Source organism: Allobosea sp. NPDC055353 (assembly GCF_053644975.1).
Genome location: NZ_JBSHMC010000003.1, coordinates 157,837 through 177,936, shown reverse-complemented (window position 1 = coordinate 177,936; position 20,100 = coordinate 157,837). Strand labels below are relative to the sequence as shown.

21 protein-coding genes are annotated in these 20,100 nt (G+C 66.1%); 14 read left to right on the top strand and 7 right to left on the bottom strand.

Annotation, left to right across the window (positions count from 1 at the left end; translation table 11 throughout):
- Positions 1–269: 269 nt before the first annotated feature.
- The 4 genes from ACWIEX_RS21375 to ACWIEX_RS21360 all read left to right on the top strand — a co-directional run bounded on the left by ACWIEX_RS21375 (position 270) and on the right by ACWIEX_RS21360 (position 3,372).
- Positions 270–707 carry a hypothetical protein gene (locus ACWIEX_RS21375; protein ID WP_454034965.1) on the top strand — a complete coding sequence of 146 codons (438 nt, stop codon included), beginning with the start codon at positions 270–272 and terminating at the stop codon, positions 705–707.
- On the top strand, positions 704–1,897 hold the full coding sequence (locus tag ACWIEX_RS21370) for an HlyD family secretion protein (RefSeq protein WP_454034964.1): 1,194 nt from the start codon (positions 704–706) through the stop codon (positions 1,895–1,897). Before ACWIEX_RS21375 ends, ACWIEX_RS21370 begins: the two co-directional genes overlap by 4 nt.
- A gap of 177 nt (positions 1,898–2,074) precedes the next feature.
- Positions 2,075–2,668, top strand: a complete 594-nt coding sequence (locus ACWIEX_RS21365) for a class I SAM-dependent methyltransferase (RefSeq protein ID WP_454034963.1) — start codon at positions 2,075–2,077, stop codon at positions 2,666–2,668.
- Between the two features lie 233 nt (positions 2,669–2,901).
- Positions 2,902–3,372: a hypothetical protein gene (locus ACWIEX_RS21360; protein WP_454034962.1), complete on the top strand. Its 471-nt coding sequence runs from the start codon at positions 2,902–2,904 to the stop codon at positions 3,370–3,372.
- A gap of 34 nt (positions 3,373–3,406) precedes the next feature.
- Here the strand turns inward: ACWIEX_RS21360 and mutM are convergent, their stop codons facing one another.
- Positions 3,407–4,303 (bottom strand): bifunctional DNA-formamidopyrimidine glycosylase/DNA-(apurinic or apyrimidinic site) lyase, encoded by an 897-nt coding sequence (gene mutM, locus ACWIEX_RS21355; RefSeq protein ID WP_454034961.1) that lies wholly within the window; start codon positions 4,301–4,303, stop codon positions 3,407–3,409.
- A 113-nt stretch (positions 4,304–4,416) separates the two neighbouring features.
- Between mutM and ubiE the strand changes: the two genes are divergently transcribed.
- Positions 4,417–5,178 carry a bifunctional demethylmenaquinone methyltransferase/2-methoxy-6-polyprenyl-1,4-benzoquinol methylase UbiE gene (gene ubiE, locus ACWIEX_RS21350; RefSeq protein WP_454034960.1) on the top strand — a complete coding sequence of 254 codons (762 nt, stop codon included), beginning with the start codon at positions 4,417–4,419 and terminating at the stop codon, positions 5,176–5,178.
- A 16-nt stretch (positions 5,179–5,194) separates the two neighbouring features.
- Positions 5,195–6,751 carry a 2-polyprenylphenol 6-hydroxylase gene (gene ubiB / locus ACWIEX_RS21345; protein ID WP_454034959.1) on the top strand — a complete coding sequence of 519 codons (1,557 nt, stop codon included), beginning with the start codon at positions 5,195–5,197 and terminating at the stop codon, positions 6,749–6,751.
- A 125-nt stretch (positions 6,752–6,876) separates the two neighbouring features.
- Here the strand turns inward: ubiB and ACWIEX_RS21340 are convergent, their stop codons facing one another.
- The gene (locus ACWIEX_RS21340; protein WP_454034958.1) at positions 6,877–8,331 is read right to left on the bottom strand and encodes an AMP nucleosidase; all 1,455 of its coding nucleotides are present in this window, start codon (positions 8,329–8,331) and stop codon (positions 6,877–6,879) included.
- Positions 8,332–8,487: 156 nt separating this feature from the next.
- Here ACWIEX_RS21340 and ACWIEX_RS21335 point away from each other — a divergent pair, with 156 nt between their 5' ends.
- Genes ACWIEX_RS21335 through ACWIEX_RS21320 form a run of 4 tightly spaced genes read left to right on the top strand, consistent with a single transcriptional unit; the run spans position 8,488 to position 10,423 of the window.
- On the top strand, positions 8,488–8,835 hold the full coding sequence (locus tag ACWIEX_RS21335) for an ArsR/SmtB family transcription factor (RefSeq protein WP_454034957.1): 348 nt from the start codon (positions 8,488–8,490) through the stop codon (positions 8,833–8,835).
- A 40-nt stretch (positions 8,836–8,875) separates the two neighbouring features.
- On the top strand, positions 8,876–9,421 hold the full coding sequence (locus ACWIEX_RS21330; protein ID WP_454034956.1) for an SRPBCC family protein: 546 nt from the start codon (positions 8,876–8,878) through the stop codon (positions 9,419–9,421).
- A 53-nt stretch (positions 9,422–9,474) separates the two neighbouring features.
- Positions 9,475–9,957 (top strand): DUF1579 domain-containing protein, encoded by a 483-nt coding sequence (locus tag ACWIEX_RS21325; protein ID WP_454034955.1) that lies wholly within the window; start codon positions 9,475–9,477, stop codon positions 9,955–9,957.
- Between the two features lie 31 nt (positions 9,958–9,988).
- A complete protein-coding gene (locus tag ACWIEX_RS21320) occupies positions 9,989–10,423 on the top strand; it encodes a VOC family protein (protein WP_454034954.1) in 435 nt (144 codons plus the stop codon).
- Between the two features lie 311 nt (positions 10,424–10,734).
- Here the strand turns inward: ACWIEX_RS21320 and ACWIEX_RS21315 are convergent, their stop codons facing one another.
- The 5 genes from ACWIEX_RS21315 to ACWIEX_RS21295 form a co-directional block, all read right to left on the bottom strand.
- Entirely contained in the window at positions 10,735–11,490 is a 756-nt protein-coding gene (locus ACWIEX_RS21315) for an SDR family NAD(P)-dependent oxidoreductase (RefSeq protein ID WP_454034953.1), read from the bottom strand.
- On the bottom strand, positions 11,463–12,500 hold the full coding sequence (locus tag ACWIEX_RS21310; RefSeq protein WP_454034952.1) for a ketopantoate reductase family protein: 1,038 nt from the start codon (positions 12,498–12,500) through the stop codon (positions 11,463–11,465). Before ACWIEX_RS21310 ends, ACWIEX_RS21315 begins: the two co-directional genes overlap by 28 nt.
- Entirely contained in the window at positions 12,497–13,444 is a 948-nt protein-coding gene (locus tag ACWIEX_RS21305; protein WP_454034951.1) for an isoaspartyl peptidase/L-asparaginase family protein, read from the bottom strand. Before ACWIEX_RS21305 ends, ACWIEX_RS21310 begins: the two co-directional genes overlap by 4 nt.
- A 76-nt stretch (positions 13,445–13,520) precedes the next feature.
- A complete protein-coding gene (locus ACWIEX_RS21300; protein ID WP_061971622.1) occupies positions 13,521–15,113 on the bottom strand; it encodes an ABC transporter substrate-binding protein in 1,593 nt (530 codons plus the stop codon).
- Positions 15,110–15,676: a MarR family winged helix-turn-helix transcriptional regulator gene (locus tag ACWIEX_RS21295; RefSeq protein ID WP_454034950.1), complete on the bottom strand. Its 567-nt coding sequence runs from the start codon at positions 15,674–15,676 to the stop codon at positions 15,110–15,112. Before ACWIEX_RS21295 ends, ACWIEX_RS21300 begins: the two co-directional genes overlap by 4 nt.
- A 139-nt stretch (positions 15,677–15,815) precedes the next feature.
- On the opposite strand from ACWIEX_RS21295, the gene ACWIEX_RS21290 reads away from it, so the two are divergent.
- From ACWIEX_RS21290 to ACWIEX_RS21275, 4 genes are read left to right on the top strand one after another with little or no spacing between them, the layout of a single operon-like run.
- Complete coding sequence (locus tag ACWIEX_RS21290) at positions 15,816–16,517, top strand: creatininase family protein (RefSeq protein ID WP_454034949.1); 702 nt, start codon at positions 15,816–15,818, stop codon at positions 16,515–16,517.
- A gap of 22 nt (positions 16,518–16,539) precedes the next feature.
- Positions 16,540–17,514, top strand: coding sequence for an ABC transporter permease (locus ACWIEX_RS21285; RefSeq protein ID WP_454034948.1), 975 nt, complete (start codon positions 16,540–16,542; stop codon positions 17,512–17,514).
- The gene (locus ACWIEX_RS21280) at positions 17,511–18,389 is read left to right on the top strand and encodes an ABC transporter permease (RefSeq protein WP_454034947.1); all 879 of its coding nucleotides are present in this window, start codon (positions 17,511–17,513) and stop codon (positions 18,387–18,389) included. Before ACWIEX_RS21285 ends, ACWIEX_RS21280 begins: the two co-directional genes overlap by 4 nt.
- Entirely contained in the window at positions 18,386–20,098 is a 1,713-nt protein-coding gene (locus tag ACWIEX_RS21275) for a dipeptide ABC transporter ATP-binding protein (RefSeq protein ID WP_454034946.1), read from the top strand. The genes ACWIEX_RS21280 and ACWIEX_RS21275 overlap by 4 nt, the downstream gene beginning before the upstream one ends.
- The last annotated feature ends 2 nt before the right edge of the window (positions 20,099–20,100 follow it).

Sequence of the window (20,100 nt, the reverse complement as noted above, 5' to 3'; positions counted from 1 at the left end):
GCCCTTTGTCAGACATTGACATGCCGAGGCACCGCGAGACCCCTCATCCGTCCCGGCTACGCCGGACCACCTTCTCCCGCAGGGGGAGAAGGGTTCTCGGGATCAGGTGGAACGAGGATAAAGGCGGCATGAAGGGCGGGGCTTGGTTTCCGGGCAATGTCTGCTGGTGACCTAGCCTCGACATGTTCTTGCCCAACGCGCTTACAGTTCGCAGTTCGTATACGAACGCCCGATAGGCTACCGCTGATTACTTGCTGAGGGATTGTTCCATGGCGACAGAAGCCAGTCTCGGGCATTCAAGCCCATCCTGGTTCACCGCTCCGGGCGATACGGACACGTTGGCATGGGTGGCTTTGGCCGTCATCTGCCTCGCATTGTACGGGATCGTGACGCTCTATGCGGCATTCGACCGTTGGGCCGAACACAGCTCGAAGGGCACCCCGCTTGCAAAGACAATCCCGACATTGTTGGCAATCGCCCTGCTCTACGAAGTCTTTCCGCTCGAGCATTTCCACGTTCTCCTTCCGCTGAGCGCAATCCTTCTCGCCCTGATGGCGGACTGGTCACGCTTCCACGTTCCGCGAATTCACGAAGGTGAAGGCGAGGGCGACGAGCAAGCCGTCGTCTTGCCGGTGGCCGTCGGCGCGGGATCTTCCGACGTTGCGGTCGTCGCTGCCCCTGCTCCGGCCGAAGGGGGACAGAAGTGATCGAACTCCTTCTGACCTCCTTTCCGGCGATTTTCCGCTACTACCAGTTGAAGCGTCGTGGCGAAGCCATGACCGTTTGGAACATGCGCACGGCGGTGTTCCTCTGGGCCTTGCTCGCATTCTTCCTGTTCGTCACGATTTTCTATTTCCATCCGAAGTCCTATTCCGGCCTCCTGCCTTACCGCACCGTATCGATCGTCGCGCAGACGAGCGGCCCGGTGACGGAGGTTGCCGTCAGGAACATGCAGAAGGTTTCTGTCGGCGATCTGCTTTTCCGGATCGAGAACAACACCCAGAAGGCGGCGCTGAAGCAGGCGGAGGCCGAATTCGACAAGATCACGGCCGCCGCGGCCAAAGCCTCTGACACCCTGAAGGTCGCGGAGGCGAGCGTGGCCGTGTCGAGCGCTTCGCTGGAGAAGCTGAGAGGCGACCTCGAAAACGCGCAGGCTCTGGCCGCCAGGAACTCCGGTACAAGGGAAGCCGTGCGCCTGGCGGAGTCTTCCGTCGCGATCGGCGAGGCCAATCTGGCGTCGGCGCAGGCGCAACAAAGCCTGGCTCGGGCCGAGATTTCCCAAACCATCCCGGCGCAGCGGAAAGCTGCCGAGGCTGCTCTGGAAAGCGCCAAGGTTGCGTTGGGGATGACCGAGGTGCGCTCGTTCACCGATGGTGTCGTGACCCAATTGGCCATGAGCGCGGGAAGTCCCGCGTCCACGCTGATATTGAGCCCCGCCATGGTGATCATTCCCGACCGCCCGAACGATCTTCCGCTCAGAATCACGGCGGGCTTTCCCCAGGTCGCGCGCACATCCCTCTACGAAGGGATGCCTGCGGAAATTTCCTGCGACACCAATATCGGCCTGAGCTTCAGCAACACGGTCCTCCCCGCACGGGTCCGTCACATCCAGCCGGCGATAGCGGCCGGCCAGATCGTGCCGGGAGGGCAACTGATCGATCTCAGTCAGCGAGCCCCGCGCGGATCGCTTCTGGTCTATCTGGAGCTTGAGCATAAGGAACAAGAGAAGATCATGGTCGACGGTACCGGCTGCATCGTTCAGGCCTACACCAACGATCTTGGCGGATTCACGGGGCACCTGATCGCGGCCACAGGCGTGATCAAGGCTGTCGGCTTGCGCCTGAAGGTGTGGGGCGCACTGATCGCCGGAATCGGTCTTGCCGGAGGCGGCCACTAGCCGACGCTCGCGTCGACCCGAGCGTTGGCTGGTGCATTGCCGGGCGGACGCCAATGTCGGCTGCCGACCCATTGCAGACATCGTACAGGGGCTACTCTGTGTGAGGCGACGTTTTGACCCGAGGCCGTTGTGGATTGGCAAACTTGGCACAGCAAATACGACACTCCCCACTCACGGATGGCCGAGCGACTGCGGACTGTTCAAGCGCAAATCGACCTTGCTCTCAACAGCTGCGATCCGGGTCCGATCCGCGTAATCAGCCTATGCGCAGGCCAAGGCCGGGATTTGCTCGAGGTCCTGCAGGGTCATCCGCGCCGGAATGACGTTCAGGCCCGCCTTGTCGAGCTGGACCGTCGAAATACGGAGTTTGCCGAGCGGCTCGCCTTCTCCAGCGGGCTTCATCAGATCGAGGTCATGACCGCTGACGCGTCGATCAGCGATCATTATCGCGGCATGACGCCAGCGCATCTCGTGCTGATCTGCGGCGTGTTCGGCAACATCCATGATGGTGATATCGAGCGCACGATCGACCGCTGTCCGCATCTGTGCGCAACCGGTGGGCGCGTTATCTGGACCCGCCACCGCCGAAAGCCGGATCGGGTGCCCATGATTTGTCGACGGTTCGAAGGGCTAGACTTCGAACAACATTGGCTATCTGCCCCCGAGACAGAGTTGGCAGTCGGGGTCCACCAGTTTCGGGGAAAGCCCTCCCCTCTCGTGCTGGGCGAACGCATGTTCACGTTTGTCGGTTACGACAAGTTGATATCGTGAGCTCAGGGTGCCTCGGAAATGAGGTCCTCGGAGAAGGGGTAGGTGCTGCGATCGACTTCCGCTCCCGACCCGTTGCGGACATTCCGCACTGTCATGGCCGCGACCGCACCGCGTCGGACGACCGAGGTTGGACTTCGTCGCTCGATCCGCCGTTAATCTTGTGTGTCCCTTCGCATTGTCGTGAAATCATCTGCGGTCTAGGGTCAGGCTGAACCTCACCTTGGCCAAGCGGCATGCCTGACGACACCATTGATTTCCGGCACGTTCGGATGAGAATCGTCCGATCTGCACTGACGATTGCAACTTATGCAGCGCTCGGACCGCTTTTAACATTATTCTCATACGATTTATTGCTCAATTTTTCTTGGCTGCTACATGCGCATGAATTGTATGGAATGCTTGGTGTTCTTCTCGTCGCAAGATTGAGCATATTTTATTTTGGCGGCTTTGTTCATGCCCTGCTGGCGGGGTGCTTTGTCGCGCTTCTCTCGCCATCAATCGTCAGAAATACAGCTTATATAGGTGCTTCTTGCTTAATCGGGGCAATTGTAGCTCTAGTTTTTCCGCTGCCAGGGCCTCACATCTTCCACAGCGAGTTCTGGTTTCAGGCGGGCCCAAAGCTGATCGCCTGCTTTGCGTTGGGGAGTATGCTCTGCGCGGTCCTGACGCTTCCTTTCCGCGCAAAGCCCGAACCGATGCGGTGATGTCAGCTTGCGACCCTAAGCGGACATCGGACTGCTAGCGAACGGCCCGCTTCTGGCAGCTCTCGCAATAAAACGTCGAGCGTCCCGACTGCACCAGCCGCTTCACCAGCTTTCCGCAACCCGGCGTGACGCAAACCTCACCCTCGCGATCATAGACCTTGAAGCGGTGCTGGAAATAGCCGAGCGAGCCGTCGGCATGGGCGAAGTCGCGCAGCGTCGAGCCGCCGGCCGCGACCGCCTCCTCCAGCACCTCGCGGATGATGCGGGCGAGCTCATGCGCGGTCTCGCGCGGCCGCCCCGTCGGGGTCGCGATCGTCCCTGCTTCCGCTTCCGGATGCAGCCCGGCCCGGAACAAGGCCTCGCAGACATAGATATTGCCGAGGCCCGCCACGAGCCGCTGGTCGAGCAGCGCGGCCTTCAGGGGCGCGAACTTGCCCGCGAACAGCTTCGCCAGCGTTTCGCCGGAGAGTTCGTTGCCGAGCGGCTCGATGCCCATCCCGGCGAAGTGTCTGCAGGTCTCGAGCTCGTTGCGCGGCAGAATGTCCATGAAGCCGAAGCGACGCACGTCGTTATAGGTGACGCGCGCGCCGGTCCCCATCTCGAACACGACATGGTCATGGATCAGGTGCCGGCCGATCTCATTATAATAGGAGCCGGGCTCGGTCGGTGGCGTGCCCGGCGCCTCGACGATGAAGCGCCCGCTCATGCCCAGATGCATCACGAGCGCCGCGCCGTCGTCGAGATCGGCGATCAGGTATTTCGCCCGCCGCGACAGGGCCTCGATTCGCCGCCCGGTCAGCCGCTCGGCGAAGCGCTCGGGCAGGGGAAAGCGCAGGTCCGGCCGGCGCAGCTCGACGCGCTGGAAGCGCTCGCCCAGCAGGGCGGGCTCCAGCCCGCGCCGGACGGTTTCGACCTCGGGTAGCTCCGGCATATCAACGACCTTCGTAAAGCCTGCGTCGAGACGGGCCGCGACAAGCCCGCCGCCTTTGGCTATTGATCGGCACAAGCGAATACAAGACAGATTTGCACAAGGCCGGCCCGACCGTGACAGCAGCTTCCGACACCACCCATTTCGGCTTCGAGACGGTGAAGCTCGCCGAGAAGCAGGCCAAGGTCGACGACGTCTTCCACAAGGTCGCCAACCGCTACGACCTGATGAACGACCTGATGTCGGGCGGGCTGCACCGGGTCTGGAAAAGCGCGCTGCTGACCGCGATCAATCCTGCGAAGGATCGGCCTTTCCATCATCTCGACGTGGCCGGCGGCACGGGCGACGTCGCCTTCTCGGTGCTGGAGGCCGGTGGCCCTGAGACCGATGTCACCGTGCTCGACATCAATGCCGACATGCTGCGCGTCGGGCGCGAGCGCGCCGACAAGCGCTTCCCGGACAATGATCGCATCCGCTTCGTCCAGGGCAATGCCGAAGAGCTCGGCCTGCCCGACAATCATTTCGACTGCTACACCATCGCCTTCGGTATCCGGAACGTGCCGCGCATCGACAAGGCTTTGGCCGAGGCCTATCGCGTGCTGAAGCGCGGCGGGCGTTTCCTCTGCCTCGAATTCAGCCATGTCGACGTGCCCTTGCTCGACAAGATCTACGAGACCTATTCCTTCAAGGTCATCCCGCCGATGGGCCGCATGGTCACCGGCGAGGCCGAGCCCTACCAGTATCTCGTCGAGTCGATCCGCAAGTTCCCGAAGCCGCAGGCTTTCGCGGGGATGATCGAGGATGCCGGCTTCCGCCGGGCGAAGTTTACCCCGATGACCGGCGGCGTCGTGGCGCTGCATTCCGGCTGGAAGCTGTGATGCTGGCTGCGGCGGCATGATCTCCTCCTTCTTTCACATGCTGCGCGGCGCGCGCGTCGGCTTCGTGCTGGCGCGCGAGGGGGCGCTGGCGCTGGTCGACCCCTCCGTGCTGCCGCCGCTGGCGCGCGGGCTGATCCGCGTCGGCCGCCTGATCGAGCGGCGCGGCGCCGGCTCTTCCGCGACCCGCCTCGCGGCGGCGATGACCCGGCTCGGCCCGTCTTATGTGAAGTTCGGCCAGTTCCTGGCGACGCGGCCCGATGTCGTCGGCATGAAGATCGCGGAGGATCTCTCGGCCCTGCAGGACCGCATGCCCGCCTTCCCGATGGCGGAAGCCCGCGCCATCGTCGAAGCCGCGCATGGCGTGAAGCTGGAGACGCTGTTCCCCGAATTCAGCGAGCCGGTCGCCGCCGCCTCGATCGCCCAGGTCCACCGCGCCCGGCTGAAGGATGGCCGCGAGGTCGCGGTGAAGATACTGCGCCCCGGTATCCGCGACCGCTTCAACCGCGATCTCGCCGCGATGCGCTTCGGTGCCGAGATGGCCGAGGCGCGTTCACCCGAGGCCCGTCGCCTGCGCTTCACCGGCGTGGTCGAGACTCTGGCGCGCTCGGTGGCGATGGAGATGGATCTCCGGCTCGAAGCCGCCGCGCTGTCCGAATTTGCCGAGAATACCAAAGGCGACACCGATTTCCGCGTGCCGGAGCCGGACTGGCAGCTCACCGCGCGCGAAATGCTGGTCGACGAATGGATCGACGGCGTCCGTCTCTCCGATGTCGAGGGCCTGCGTGCTGCCGGCCATGATCTGCCGGAGCTGGCGCGCAACATCATCCAGTCCTTCCTGAAGCACGCGATCCGCGACGGCTTCTTCCATGCCGACATGCATCCCGGGAACCTCTTCGTCGATGCGGAGGGGCGCCTCGTCGCGGTCGATGGCGGCATCATGGGCCGGCTCGGCCTGAAGGAGCGGCGCTTCCTCGCCGAAATCCTGCTCGGCTTCATCACCCGCGACTATACCCGCGTCGCGCAGGTGCATTTCGAGGCGGGCTATGTCCCGGCCCATCACGACGTCGCGGATTTCGCCCAGGCGATCCGCGCGGTCGGCGAGCCGATCCACGACAAGAGCGCCGACCAGATCTCGATGGCCAAGGTCCTGACCCTGCTCTTCGAGATCACCGGCATGTTCGACATGGCGACCCGCACCGAGCTCGTCATGCTTCAGAAGACCATGGTGGTGGTCGAGGGCGTCGCCCGTACGCTCGATCCCCATCTCGACATGTGGGGCACGGCCGATCCGGTGGTGCGGAGTTGGATCACCCATAATCTCGGCCCGATCGGCAGGCTGGAGGAAGCCGGGCGCGGCGCCCGCTCCCTGCTCGGCTCGCTCGCGACGCTGCCGGACACCGTCGTCCGCGCCGAGCGCGTGCTCGGCCAGCTCGAGGACGCCTCGCGCCACGGCTTCTCGCTCGACGAGCGCAGCGTCGAGGCGATCGGCCGGGCCGAAGCCCGGCGCAACCGCTGGGGCAATATCGCGCTCTGGGTGATCGCGGGGCTCTTGGCCTACGGCGTCTTCGGCTGAGGCGAGCGCCGCCCTAGCCGTCATTGCGAGCGTAGCGAAGCAATCCAGGGGGACTGGGTTGGGAGCTTCAGCTCAATCCCCCTGGATTGCTTCGTCGCTTCGCTCCTCGCAATGACGGCGAGTATCTACCGGAACGGCGGCTCGTCGAAGCTCCTGAGCTTGCGCGAATGGATCGCCGAGCCCGTGACCTTCAGCTTCTCCAGCGCGTCGAGCCCGATGCGCAGATGTTCGCCCACCGCGCGCTCATAGAACGCGTTCGCCGCGCCCGGCAGCTTGATCTCGCCATGCAGCGGTTTGTCGGAGACGCAGAGCAAGGTGCCGTAGGGCACCCTGAGGCGATACCCTTGAGCCGCGATCGTGCCGGATTCCATATCGACCGCGATGGCGCGTGACAGGTTGATGCGCCGCCGCTCCTTGGTCCATTGCAGTTCCCAGTTGCGATCGTCCTGGGTCACGACGGTGCCGGTGCGCAGGCGCTGCTTCAGCCGGTCGCCCTTTTCGCCGGTGATGTCGGCTGCCGCCTGCTGCAAGGCGACCTGCACTTCGGCCAGCGCGGGAATCGGAATATCCGGCGGCACGAGATCGTCGAGGATGCGGTCCTGCCGGAGATAGGCATGGGCCAGCACGTAGTCGCCGATGATCTGGGTCTGGCGCAGGCCGCCGCAATGGCCGACCATCAGCCAGCAATTCGGCCGGAGCACCGCGAGATGGTCGGTGATGTTCTTTGCGTTGGAAGGGCCGACGCCGATATTGACCAGCGTCACGCCCTCGCCGCCGGTCCGGATCAGGTGATAGGCCGGCATCTGGAAGCGGTGCCAGGGCGCCGACATCACCCGCTCCGCGGCGGAGACGTCGATGCCGTCACGGTCGATGCGAATGCCGCCTGGCGCGATCAGAGCCTCCGCCGTGCCCGCCTCGATCTCGGCCAGGCCGAGCCGCACGAACTGGTCGACATAGCGGTGGTAGTTGGTCAGCAGCACCCAGGGCTGCACCGCCCGCCAGTCCGTGCCGGTGTAGTGCACCAGCCGCCGCAGCGAGTAATCGACCCGGACCGCGTCGAACAGCGAGAGCGGGCGCGGCTCGCCCTCGATCAGCTCGTAGCTGCCATCGGCGATCTCGTCGCCGACCAGCGCCAGCAGCGGCGTCGGGAAATAGCGCGCCAGCTCGGCGGCGGTGATCTTGCCGCGCCCGAGCTCGTCGCCGCCTTCGAGCGCATAGGGGTAGGGGATTTCCTGGGTGCTGACGCCGGTCTCGATCGTCGCGCCATATTCGGCGACCAGCGGCTTGAGCTGGTCGAGCAGATAGGCGCGGAACTCCGCCGGCTGCGTCACCGTGGTCGAGTAGATGCCGGGCACCGCGAATTTGGCATAGCCGCGCCGCGTTGCTGCCGGCAGCTTCGACGGCTCGTAGGTCACGCGCAGCATCGGGTAGCGATAGCGCTCCCGGTCATCCGCCGTCGGCGCCTCGCCGGTATCGAAGAAGCGCTGCAGATCGCCGCGCAGGGCCGAGCGTGCCTCGTCATAGAGCCGTTCGAGCCGGTCCACGGCGGCTTCCGGTGTCGCTGCGGTCTCGAAGCTCATGAACCCTCCTCGTTCTCTCTCCGGTTCTAGCCGCGTGTCCGCGCTCCTGACAACAACCGGCGGTGGCCCGCGCCAGCTTGTGGCCCAGCCCGGTTGACAGGCAGGAGGAATGTGATTAGTAAACTGATCAGTTAATTAACTTATCGGTTTCATACGATGTCGACGGACCCGCTCAGCCTGACCTTCGCAGCCCTCGCCGACCCGACGCGCCGCGCCATCCTGGCCCGGCTGTCGCAAGGCGAGAGTTCCGTGAAGGAGCTGGCAGAGCCCTTCGCGATGAGCCTGCCGGCGGTCTCCAAGCACCTGAAGGTGCTGGAGCGCGCCGGGCTGATCACGCGGGGGAAGGAAGCCCAGTGGCGACCTTGCCGGCTCGACCCCGGCCCACTGCAGGACGTCTCGCAATGGCTGGAGCATTACAGCCGTTTCTGGGACCAGAGCCTGGGGCGGCTGGACGAGATGCTCCGCGCGATCAAGGCGAAACCACCCGATAAGCCGGGCGTTTGACGCCAAAGCCATTCCTTCAATTCAGTTTCAGGTGTTCGTCATGCTCAAGACCATTCTTCTCGGCCTGCTCGGCCTTCTCGCGACCGGCATCGTCGTCGTGCTCATCCTGGCCGCCCGCAAGCCCGATACCTTCCAGGTCACCCGCTCCATCGCGATCAATGCCGCGCCGGAGCGCATCTATCCGCTGATCGCCGATTTCCGGGCTTGGAACGCCTGGTCGCCCTGGGAGAAGAAGGACCCGGCGATGAAGCGCACCTTCGGCGGCCCCGAGACCGGCGTCGGCGCGACCTATGCCTGGGCCGGCGACAAGAATGTCGGCGAGGGCAGCATGCGCATCACCGAGGCCCAAGTGCCGGGCAAGCTCGCGCTCAAGCTCGATTTCCTCAAGCCCTTCGAGGCGCATAACGACGTCGTCTTCGCGCTGACGCCGCAGGGCCAGCAGACGAACGTGACCTGGATCATGACCGGCCCGACCCCGTTCATCGGCAAGATCATGCATGTCTTCATGGATATGGACCGCATGGTCGGCGGCGATTTCGAGACCGGACTCAAGGCCATGAAGGCTGCGGCCGAGCGCGCCGCCTGAGGCGGCGCATCAACCCCGATCCCCGAAAACAACAACACGAGAGGAGAGAAACCATGATGGGCGAACCGCAGAAGGAGCATGAGTGGCTCCACCAGCTGGTCGGTGACTGGACCGCCGAGATGAACTGCTCGATGGGACCGGATCAACCGCCGTCAGCCTCGAAGGGCACGGAGAGCGTGCGCTCGCTCGGCGGGCTCTGGACGCTGGGCGAGGGGCAGGGTGAAGGGCCTGAGGGCAAGCCGGTCACCAGCCTGATGACGCTCGGCTTCGATCCGGCCAAGGGCCGCTTCGTCGGCAGCTTCGTCGCCTCGATGATGACGATGATGTGGACCTATGATGGTGTCATTTCCGAAGACGGCAAGTCGCTGGTCCTCGACACCGAGGGGCCCAGCATGGCGGGCGACGGCTCGATGGCGAAGTATCAGGACGTCATCACCTTCCTGTCGCCGGACCACCGCACCCTGACCTCGCGCGTGCTTGGGCCCGACGGCCAGTGGGCCGAGTTCATGGCCGCCCAATACCACCGCAAGCGCTGAACGCTTTCCACCGCATCCAGGAGGACACGCGATGAAACTCTCGACCTATCTGATGTTCGACGGCAATTGCCGCGAGGCCTTTACCCATTACGAGAAGGTGCTGGGCGGCAGGATGCTCGCCATGATGGACCACAAGGGCACGCCGGCCGAGGAGCATGTCCCGGCGGAATGGCGGGACAAGATCCTGCATGCCTGCCTGGAGATCGAGGGCCAGATGCTGATGGCTTCCGACGCGCCGCCGGATCGTTCGGACGGGCCGATGCGCTCGGTCTCGGTCAGCGTCGGCGTTGCGACGCCGGAAGAGGCAGACCGCATCTTCGCCGGACTCTCCGAAGGCGCCGCCAAGATCATGATGCCGATGGCCGAGACCTTCTGGTCGCCGCGCTTCGGCATGCTGACCGACCGTTTCGGCACGAGCTGGATGATCGGCGCCGAGATGCCGGCCGACAAGATGAACTGCGGCTGACGGCTTTCGGGGCTCTCGGCAACAGCCGAGATCAGAGCGAGAGGGGCAGGGGTGAGGTGTAGGTCCTTCGACCAGTGCCGACCGGGCGGCCGTACCACCGCTGTCTTCCCGTGCGCGCTGCGGCGCGCAGTGCCGCTGCGCAGACACGGGATCGCGTGCAGGAAAAGGCGCCTCTCTGGAGCGCGCGCAGAAAAGACGCCCTTTTCCGAGGGCGGTCCCGTGTCTGCGCAGCAGCATTGGCATGCTGCAGCGCGCACGGGATGACGCGCTTTTCTCGTCGTCGGTGCGGCGTTCCGCGAATGGCGCCTCCCCTACGACCGCCCGCCATCCACCGAGAGCACCTGCCCGGAAATCCAGCCGGCCTGCTCGCTCAGGAAGAACAGCGTGGCGTTGGCGATATCCTGGGGCGTGCCGAGCCGGCGGGTATGGATGCTCTCGACCAGCTTCTTCTGCCCTTCCGGCCCGTAGCTCTGCCATTGCCGCTCGGTCGCGGGGTTGGAGCGCACGAAGCCCGGCGCCACCGAATTCACCGTGACGCCGTGCGGCCCGAACTCCCAGGCGAGCTGCTTGGTCAATCCGACCAGCGCGTGCTTGGCACTGGCATAGGCCTGGATGCCGGTGAGGCTCGGCCTCAGGCCCGCGCCCGACGAGATCGTCACGATCCGCCCATAGCCGGCCTGCTTCATCACGGGCGCTGCCGCCTGCGCCAGGAAGAAGGCCGCATCGACATTGGCAGCGAAGATCACGCGCCAGTCTTCCTCGGAAACCGCCTCGATCGCCCCGCCGACCTGCCCGCGCACGCCGCCGGCGGCATGGACGAGAAGGTCGAGCTTGCCATCGGCCGCCACGATCGCGCGCACCAGCGCCTGCGCCGCATCGGGCGAGCCGAGATCGGCCGCGTGCCCGGTCGCGCCGATCTCCTTCGCGGTGGCCTGCACCCCCGCCGCATCGATATCGGCGAGGTGGACCCGCGCCCCGGCCTCGGCCAGCGCGACGGCGATCGCGCGCCCGATGCCCTGGGCTGCGCCGGTGACGAGGGCTACGCGGTTGTCGAAGCGGATCTGCATTGGTCGATCAGTACCTTGAGCGTCTCGAAGGCCATCGGACGACGGCCGTCCTCGATGTCGTGGATCAGCGAGACCAGCGTCTCGATCGCGGGCGTCGCGATGCCGACCTCGCGGCCGAGCGTGGCGATGACGCCGATCTGCGGATCGACTTCGGTCTTCCGCTTGCGCACGGCGAGATCGCGCCAGATGCCGGAATGGGTCTTGGCGGTTTGCGAAGTGTAATGCGCGAGCCAGCGGATCGTCTCGACCTGGGGGCCTTCCGGTCGTCCCGGCGCGAACACCATCGGATCGAACTCGCCGAAGCCGAGCGAGGTCACGCCGCGCTTGGCCGCGACCGCTCCGACCTCGCGCCCGAGCGCGAGCCAGACCGGCAGCCGTTCCGGGTCCGAAAAGTTCGCCGACATGGAATCGTCGGTCAGGGCGGTGGCGAACAGCATGGCGCCATAGGCGAGCTTGCCCCACAAATAACCGAAGATGTTGTCGGTCAGGATCGCGTCCGGCTCGAACAGCCTCATCAGCCGGTGCATCTCGACGGCGCGTTCACTGATCGAGCCGTCGAGCTCGCCGACGACCGTCGCACCGCGATTGCCGTAGAGGATTTCGCCCGGCCCGAGCCAGTCGGCGCCGAAATTCACGAAGCAGCCCATCGTGCGCCGCTCGCCGACCGCTTTGGCGATGGCGAGTTCGTTCAGGCCGTTCTGGGCGGAGAGCACGAAGCCGTCGTCAGTCAGGTGCGGCTTCAGCGCGGCGAGCGCGGCTTCCGTCGCGCCAGCCTTCACGGCGAGCACGATGCGGCTGTAGCGGCCGGTCAACTCGGCTGGCGTCGCAGCCGGGACAACCTGCGTAAAGGCCTCGACCGGCCCGGAAATGGCGAGCCCCTTGGTCCTGCACGCCTCGACATGCTCGGGCACGATGTCGACCAGCAGGACCGGCACGCCGGCCCGCGCCCAATAGGCGCCGAGCGTGCCGCCGATGGCGCCTGCGCCCCAGATCAGGATGGGTTCGCTCACGCCTGCCCCGCCAATTCGACATGGTCGTGGGTCGCGACATGGACGAGCCCGTCCGCCGTCACCCAGCCCCGATACATGCCCTCGGTGTTGTAGGGCGCGACGACCGTGCCGTCGGCACCGACCGCGACCAGCCCGGCGCCAATCCTGTGCTCGGACAGTTCGGCCAGGACCGCGTCCGTCGCCGCTTCCAGCGAGAGGCCCTTATAGGCGATCAGCGACGCGATCTCGTGGCCGACGCAATAGCGGATGAAATACTCGCCCTTGCCGGTGCCGGAGACGGCACAGCGCCCGTCGCGGGCATAGGTGCCGGCGCCGATGATCGGGGAATCGCCGACGCGGCCGACCGGCTTGTTGGTATAGCCGCCGGTCGAGGTCGCGGCGGCAAGATGGCCCTGCGCGTCGCAGGCGACGGCGCCGACCGTGCCGTGCTTCTCGGCCTCGCTCGCCTCGGCGGCGGTGCCGACGATCTCGCGCAGCTTCATCGAGGCGAGGTTCTTGCGCCGCCGCTCGGTCGAGAAATGCTCGTTCTCGACGGTGTCGACGCCGTCATGCTCGGCGAAGTCGTCGGCGGCGGGGCCGGCGAGCATCAGCGGGTCGCCGCGCAGCATCAGCGCCTTGGCGGCGCTGATCGGATTGCGGATGCGCCTGGCCCCGCAGATCGCGCCGGCAGCCAGCGTCGCCCCGTCCATGATCGAGGCGTCGAGCTCGTGCTCGCCCTCGCTGTTGAAGGCTGCACCATGGCCGGCGTTGAAGACCGGGGAATCCTCCATCACCCGCACGGCCGCCTCCACGGCGTCGACCGCCGCGCCGCCCTTGCTGAGGATCGCCCAGCCGGCGCGGAGCGCGCCGGCGAGGTCGGACCGGGCCTGGGCCCATTCGCCCTCCGTCATCTCGGCCTTCGGCAGCGTGCCGCAGCCGCCGTGGATGGCAAGCGCGAGGGTCATATCGGTATCCTGTCGGGTCTTGAAAGCGTGATCCGCCACGGCCGGACGAGCGGCCGTGACGTGGAAGGCGGCCGCGTTACTTCTTAACGGGCTTGATGTCCATCGCGAGGGTGTCCTCGTCGACGCGCGGCGAGATCGTCACCTTGTCCTTCTGCATCGCCCAGGCCGAGCCGATCGAGGTGACGGCGATGCGCGGCCTGTCCTTGGCGACGATCGCCGCGACGTCGGAGAGCATCTTGTTGCGCTTCGCCTCGTCCATCTCGACCGAGGCGTCCTCGATCAGCTTGTCGACCTCGGCGTTCTTGTAGCCGAGCAGGTTGAAGGCGCCGAGCTTCTTGGCGGGCTCGTTGGAGTGGACCAGCGAGGAGAGGGTGTAGTTGGCCTCGCCGGTCAGCGTGCCCCAGCCCGACATCGCCATCGAGTATTCGGAACGGGCGCGCGCCGGGAAGAAGACGGCGGCCGGCTGGGCGTTCGCCACCGCCTCGATGCCGATGCGGGCGAGCATCTGGGCGATCGAGGTGCCGACCTGCCGGTCGCCGGGCAGGCGGTCGCTGGTGAAGGAGAAGGTGACCTTGAACCCGTCGGGATATCCCGCATCCGTCATCAACTTCTTCGCCTTGGCGGTATCCGCCTTGATCGCGGGCAGGTCCTTGTTGAAGCCGGCGATCGTGGGAGTGACCAGCTGGTTCGCGGCGGCGCCAAGCCCTTCCATGGCGATTTCAGCAAGCGCCGGCCGGTTGATGGCGAGATCGATCGCCTCGCGCACCCGGACATCCTGCAGCGGGTTCTTCGGCAGGGCGGAGCCGTCCTTGGCGGTGATCTGCGGGGGCTTGTCGCGCAGGTCGAGCTCCATGTTGAAGAGGTAGACGGTCTCGACCGTTGCGACGGAAAGCTTCGGGTCGCGCTTCAGCGTCGGCACGTCCGAGGCCGGTGCGCGCACGATGATGTCGACCTGCCCCGCCTTGAGCTGCGCGACGCGAGCGGCATCGTTGGGCAGCTCCTTGCGCACGACCTTGGCCCAGGGCTCCTTCTCGCCCCAGAAGCCGTCGAAGCGCTCGAGGAGGAGCTGGTCCTTCGGCGTCCAGGAGACGAACTTGTAGGGGCCCGTGCCGATCGCGGCCTTGCCGGAATTGAAGGCCTCGTTGGCATTGTCCTTGGTCAGGCCGGCCGCCGCCTTATGCGAGACGATGAAGAGCCGGATGAAGTCGTTCGGCAGGTTCGGCGCCGGCCCGTCGGTGGTGACCCTGACGGTCAGCGGATCGACGATCTTCACCTCCTTGACGCGGCGGACATAGATCGTCGTCGGGTTCGGGCCGGCGACGACCGGGATGCGCTCGATCGAGAATTTGACGTCCTCTGCCGTGAAGTCAGAGCCGTCATGGAATTTGACGCCGGGGCGCAGCTTGAACTCCCAGACATCGGGCGAGACCGCCTTCCAGCTCGTCGCCAGCCGCGGCTCGAGCTGCAGCTTGTCGCCGGACCAGATCAGCGTGTCGAAGACCTGCTTCAGCGCTTCGGCATGGGTGCCGGTCGCGGTGTAATGCGGGTCGATCGATTCCGGGCCGGCGCGGACGCCGATGGTCAGGGTCTGGGCGAGCGCGCCGGTCGAGACGGCGGCGCCGAGCAGGGCGGCGAAGGCGGCGAGGCGGAAGCCTTGTGCGAGTTTCATGCGAGATCCCCTGTTGTTTTGTGTGGTTCTGGCTGGAGTTCCTGAGGCCAGGTGGGCGAGGCGATGACGAGCTTGTCCATCAGGACGCAGAGCTGCCGCTGCTCGTCCCCGCTGAGCCCGGCGAGCATGGTCGTCTGGTGCTCGGTCATCGGTCCCATGGTCTCGTCGAAGATGCTGCGGCCGGCCGGCGTGAGATGGAGCACGTAGCTGCGCAGGTCGGCCGGGTCTGTCTCGCGCTTGAGCAGCCGCCGCTGCAGCAGCTTCTGCACCGCGCGCGAGAGCGTGTTCTTCGGCAGGCCGGAGGAGGCGACGATGTTCTTGGCGGCGACGCCCTCCCTCAAGCCGACCGCATAGAGCGCGACGAATTCGGGGCGCACGAGCCCGTAGCGGGTCTCGATCCAGCGATAGACCGGGTCGTTGAAGCGGAAGGCGATGAAGTTCAGCCGGAAGGACAGCCAGCAGGGATTGTCCCAGAGCTTGGTCACGGTCAGCGGGTCGAGATCGGCCAGCGCGGCTTCGCGCTCCGGGTCGACGCGGGAAGGAGAGGTCGGCGCGCGCCGCATCAGGAAATCTCTCGGCGGATTTAGTTCCAAATGGAACTTGACGCTCCCGGACCCCGGAGTCAAGGATGGCCGTGGCGGGCAGCCCGTGCCGCCTGCCGGGATTGTCTACCGCTTGTCTGAACGAAGCAAGGATCGCGCCGTGCGTGTCGCCGACTTGAACTGGATGCAGATCGAGGCCCAGGCCAGGCGGGACGACCGTTGCGTGCTGCCGCTCGGCAGCGTCGAGCAGCACGCCTACCTGAGCCTCGCGACCGACGTGATCCTGTCCGAGCGCGTGGCGCAGGAGGCGGCCGAACCCCTGGGCATTCCGGTCTTTCCGGTGCTCGCCTATGGCCTGACGCCGGGTTTCCTGAATTTCCCCGGCAGCATCTCACTCAAGTTGAGCACCTATGCCGCCCTGCTCGGCGACATCTTCGACGGCTTCTACCGCTCGGGCTTCCGTCGCATCATTCTGGTCAACGGCCATGGCGGCAATTCGCCGGCCCTGAACTTCGCCACCGAATGGCTGGATAAGCACCCCGATGCGAGCATCCGCCTGCACAATTGGTGGGCGGCGCCGCAATTCCAGGCGGCGGTGAAGGCCGTCGATCCGGCCGCTTCGCACGCGTCCTGGATGGAGAACTTCCCCTGGACGCGGCTCGCCGGCGTTGCGATGCCGGACACGCTGAAGCCGCCCTTCAACGCGGCCGAATACCAGGCGGCGAGCCCCGCGAAGCGCCGCGAAATCCTCGGCGACGGCAATTTCCACGGTCTCTACCAGCGGCCGGACGAGGAGATGCTGAAGCTTTGGCAGGTCGGCGTCGAGGAGACGCGGGCCGTGATGGTCGAGAACTGGCCGTGATGCCGCGCCGAAAGCTTCACCGATGCTAGGCTACATCGCCAGCCGGTTGGCGCAGGCGCTCGTCGTCATGCTCGTCATGTCGGTGCTGGTCTTCGTCGGCGTCTACGCCATCGGCAACCCGATCGACGTGCTGATCGGCCCCGATGTCAGCCAGGAACTGCGCCTCCAGACCATCGCCCATTACGGGCTCGACCGGCCGCTCTGGGAGCAGTACCTGACCTTCCTCGGCCGCGTGCTGCATGGCGATTTTGGCCGCTCCTTCGTCTTCGGCATGCCGGTGATGGACCTGATCCTGTCGCGCCTGCCGGCGACGCTGGAGCTGACGCTGGCCGCGGTCTGCGGCGCGGCGCTGATCGGCATTCCCGCTGGAATCTATGCCGGCTATAGGCCGGACAGCGTCGCCTCAAAGCTGATCATGACGGTCTCGATCCTCGGCTTTTCCGTGCCCACCTTCTGGATCGGCCTCGTGCTGATCATGGCCTTCGCCGTCGAACTGCAATGGCTGCCGGCGGGCGGACGCGGCGAGACCGTCTCGCTCTTCGGCGTCGAGTGGAGCTTCCTCACTCTGAACGGCTTGAGCCATCTGCTGCTGCCGGCGCTGAATCTCGCCTTCTTCAAGCTCGCCCTGATGACGCGGCTCGCCCGCGCCGGCACGCGCGAGACCATGCTCTCCGACACCGTGAAATTCGCCCGCGCCGCCGGCTTGTCCGAATGGACGGTGCTGCGCCGCCATGTGCTCAGGCTGATCGCGATCCCGCTCGTCACCGTTTTCGGCCTCGAATTCGGCTCGACGCTGGCCTTCGCCGTGGTCACCGAGACGATCTTTTCCTGGCCCGGCATCGGCAAGCTGATCATCGACTCCATCCAGTCGCTCGACCGGCCGGTGATGGTCGCCTACCTGATGCTCGTCGCCTTCGTCTTCATCACCATCAACTTCCTCGTCGATCTCGCCTATGTCGGGCTCGATCCGCGGCTGCGGAAGGGAGGCGCGCGATGAAGGACGCTTCCCCCGCCGCCCGCTTCTGGGCCGAGTTCCGCGAGAGCAGGACCGCTGTCATCGCGCTCGCCGTCGTCGTCCTGATGATCGGCATCGCCTTGCTGGCGCCGCTGGTCGCGCCGCAGGACCCTTACGACCTCGCCAATCTCTCGCTGTCCGATGCGCGCCGCCCGCCCGGTTTCGTCGGCGAAGGCGGCTACACCCATTGGCTCGGCACCGATGCGCAGGGGCGCGACCTGCTCTCGGCCATCCTCTACGGCCTGCGCATCTCCCTGCAGATGGGGCTCGTCGCCGGCGCCTTCGCCTTCGTTCTCGGTGTCTCGCTCGGCATCGGCGCGGCCTATGTCGGCGGGCGCTGGGAAGCCTTCATCATGCGCGTCATTGACCTGCAGCTCGCCTTCCCGGCGATCCTGTTGGCGCTCGTGCTCTCGGCTTCGCTCGGTCAGGGCAAGATGCAGCTCATCGTCGCGCTCGCCGCTGCGCAATACGCCTATTTCGCCCGCACCGCTCATGGCGCGGCCTCGGCCGAGCGCGGCAAGGACTATGTCGAGGCCGTGCTCTCGACGCCGCTGCCGGGCTGGCGCGTCGTCCTGCGCCACATCTTCCCGAACTGCCTGCCGCCCCTGATCGTGGTCGCGACCGTCCAGGTGGCGAACGCCATCGCACTGGAGGCGACGCTCTCCTTCCTCGGCGTCGGCCTGCCGGTGACCGAACCCTCGCTCGGCATGCTGATTGCGAACGGCTTCCAGTACATGCTCTCGGGCCGCTACTGGATCTCGATCTATCCCGGCATCGCGCTGATCGTGCTGATCGTCGCGATCAACCTTGTCGGCGACCGCATCCGCGACCAGGTCAATCCGAGGCTGAAGCGATGAGCGACGCGCCTCTCCTCGAAGTGACCGATCTCACAACCCATTTCCACACCCGCGCCGGCGTGGTGAAGGCGGTCGACGGCGTCTCCTTTGCGCTGAAGCGCGGCGAGGTGATGGGGCTTGTCGGCGAATCCGGCTCGGGCAAGAGCATCACCGGCTTCTCGATCATCGGGCTGATCGACCAGCCGGGCCGCGTCGAGGCAGGCTCCTCGGTGAAGCTGGAGGGGCGCGAGCTCGTCGGGCTGGCGCCATCGGATCTGCGAAAAATCCGCGGCAAGCAGATCTCGATGGTCTTCCAGGACCCGATGATGACGCTGAACCCGATGCTGACCATCGGGACGCAGATCAGGCTCGCCCTGGAAGCGCATGAGACGGTCTCGGGCGCCGAGGCGCGCCGCCGCGCTATCGCGGCGCTGGCGCAGGTCCGCATTCCCGACGCGGAAGCCAAGGTCGATTTCTACCCGCATCAGTTCTCGGGCGGCATGCGCCAGCGCGTCGCCATCGCGATTGCCCTGCTGCACCGGCCGAAGCTGATCATCTGCGACGAGCCGACGACCGCGCTCGACGTTTCCGTGCAGGCCGAGATCCTCGCCGAGATGAAGGAGCTGGTCGCCGAGCTCGGCACGGCGCTGATCTGGATCAGCCACGACCTCGCCGTCGTCGCATCGCTCGCCGACCATGTCTGCGTGATGCGCCACGGCAGGATCGTCGAGGCCGGGCCGACGCTCACGGTGCTGACCCATCCGCAGCATCCCTACACGCAAGCCCTGCTCGACGCCCTGCCCTCGCGCTCCGAGCCCGGAAAATTGCTGGCCGGCGGCGTCGGCTCCGACATCGCGCCGCCGCCGCGCCTCGCCCGGCAGGCGCCGCCTGCCGTCGCCGATCCCGTGCATTACGTCCGCATCGAGCATGTCGCCAAGCGCTTCACCCAGACGCCCGGCCTGTTCCGCAAGCTGGCCCAGAAGGCCGGCCTGTCCAAGGCGCCGGCCGTGGTGCAGGCGGTCGACGATGTCACGCTGGTGCTGAAACGCGGCGAGGCGCTCGGCCTCGTCGGCGAATCCGGCTCGGGCAAGTCGACGCTGGGGCGCGTCGCGGCCGGCATCTATGCCCCGGATCAGGGTCTCGTCCGCATCGACGGCTCAGCCGTGATGAGCGCGGGCGACAACCCGCACAAGGTCACGACCCGCGTCCAGACCATCTTCCAGGACCCTTTCGCCTCGCTCAACCCACGCATGACCGTGGGCGACAGCATCGCCGAGGGGCCGCTGGCCCATGGCTTGATCGCGCGCGCTCAGGCCAAGACCTATGTCCGGCAATGGCTGGCGGCGGTCGGACTCGATCCGGATTTCGCCGCCCGCTATCCGCATCAGTTCTCGGGCGGCCAGCGCCAGCGCGTCGCCATTGCCCGCGCTCTCGCGATGCAGCCCGATGTCGTCGTCTGCGACGAGCCGGTCGCCTCGCTCGATGTTTCGATCCAGGCGCAGATCATCAACCTGCTGATCCGCCTCCGGCAGGAACTCGACCTGACGCTGATCTTCATCTCGCACGACCTCTCGGTCGTCCGCCATCTCTGCGACCGCGTCGCGATCATGTATCGCGGCCGGATCGTCGAGAGCGGCCCGGCCGGCGCGGTCTACGATCACCCGCAGCACGATTACACCAAGCGCCTGCTCGCCGCGGTGCCGGTGCTGCCGGGCACTGCTACGACCTGAGG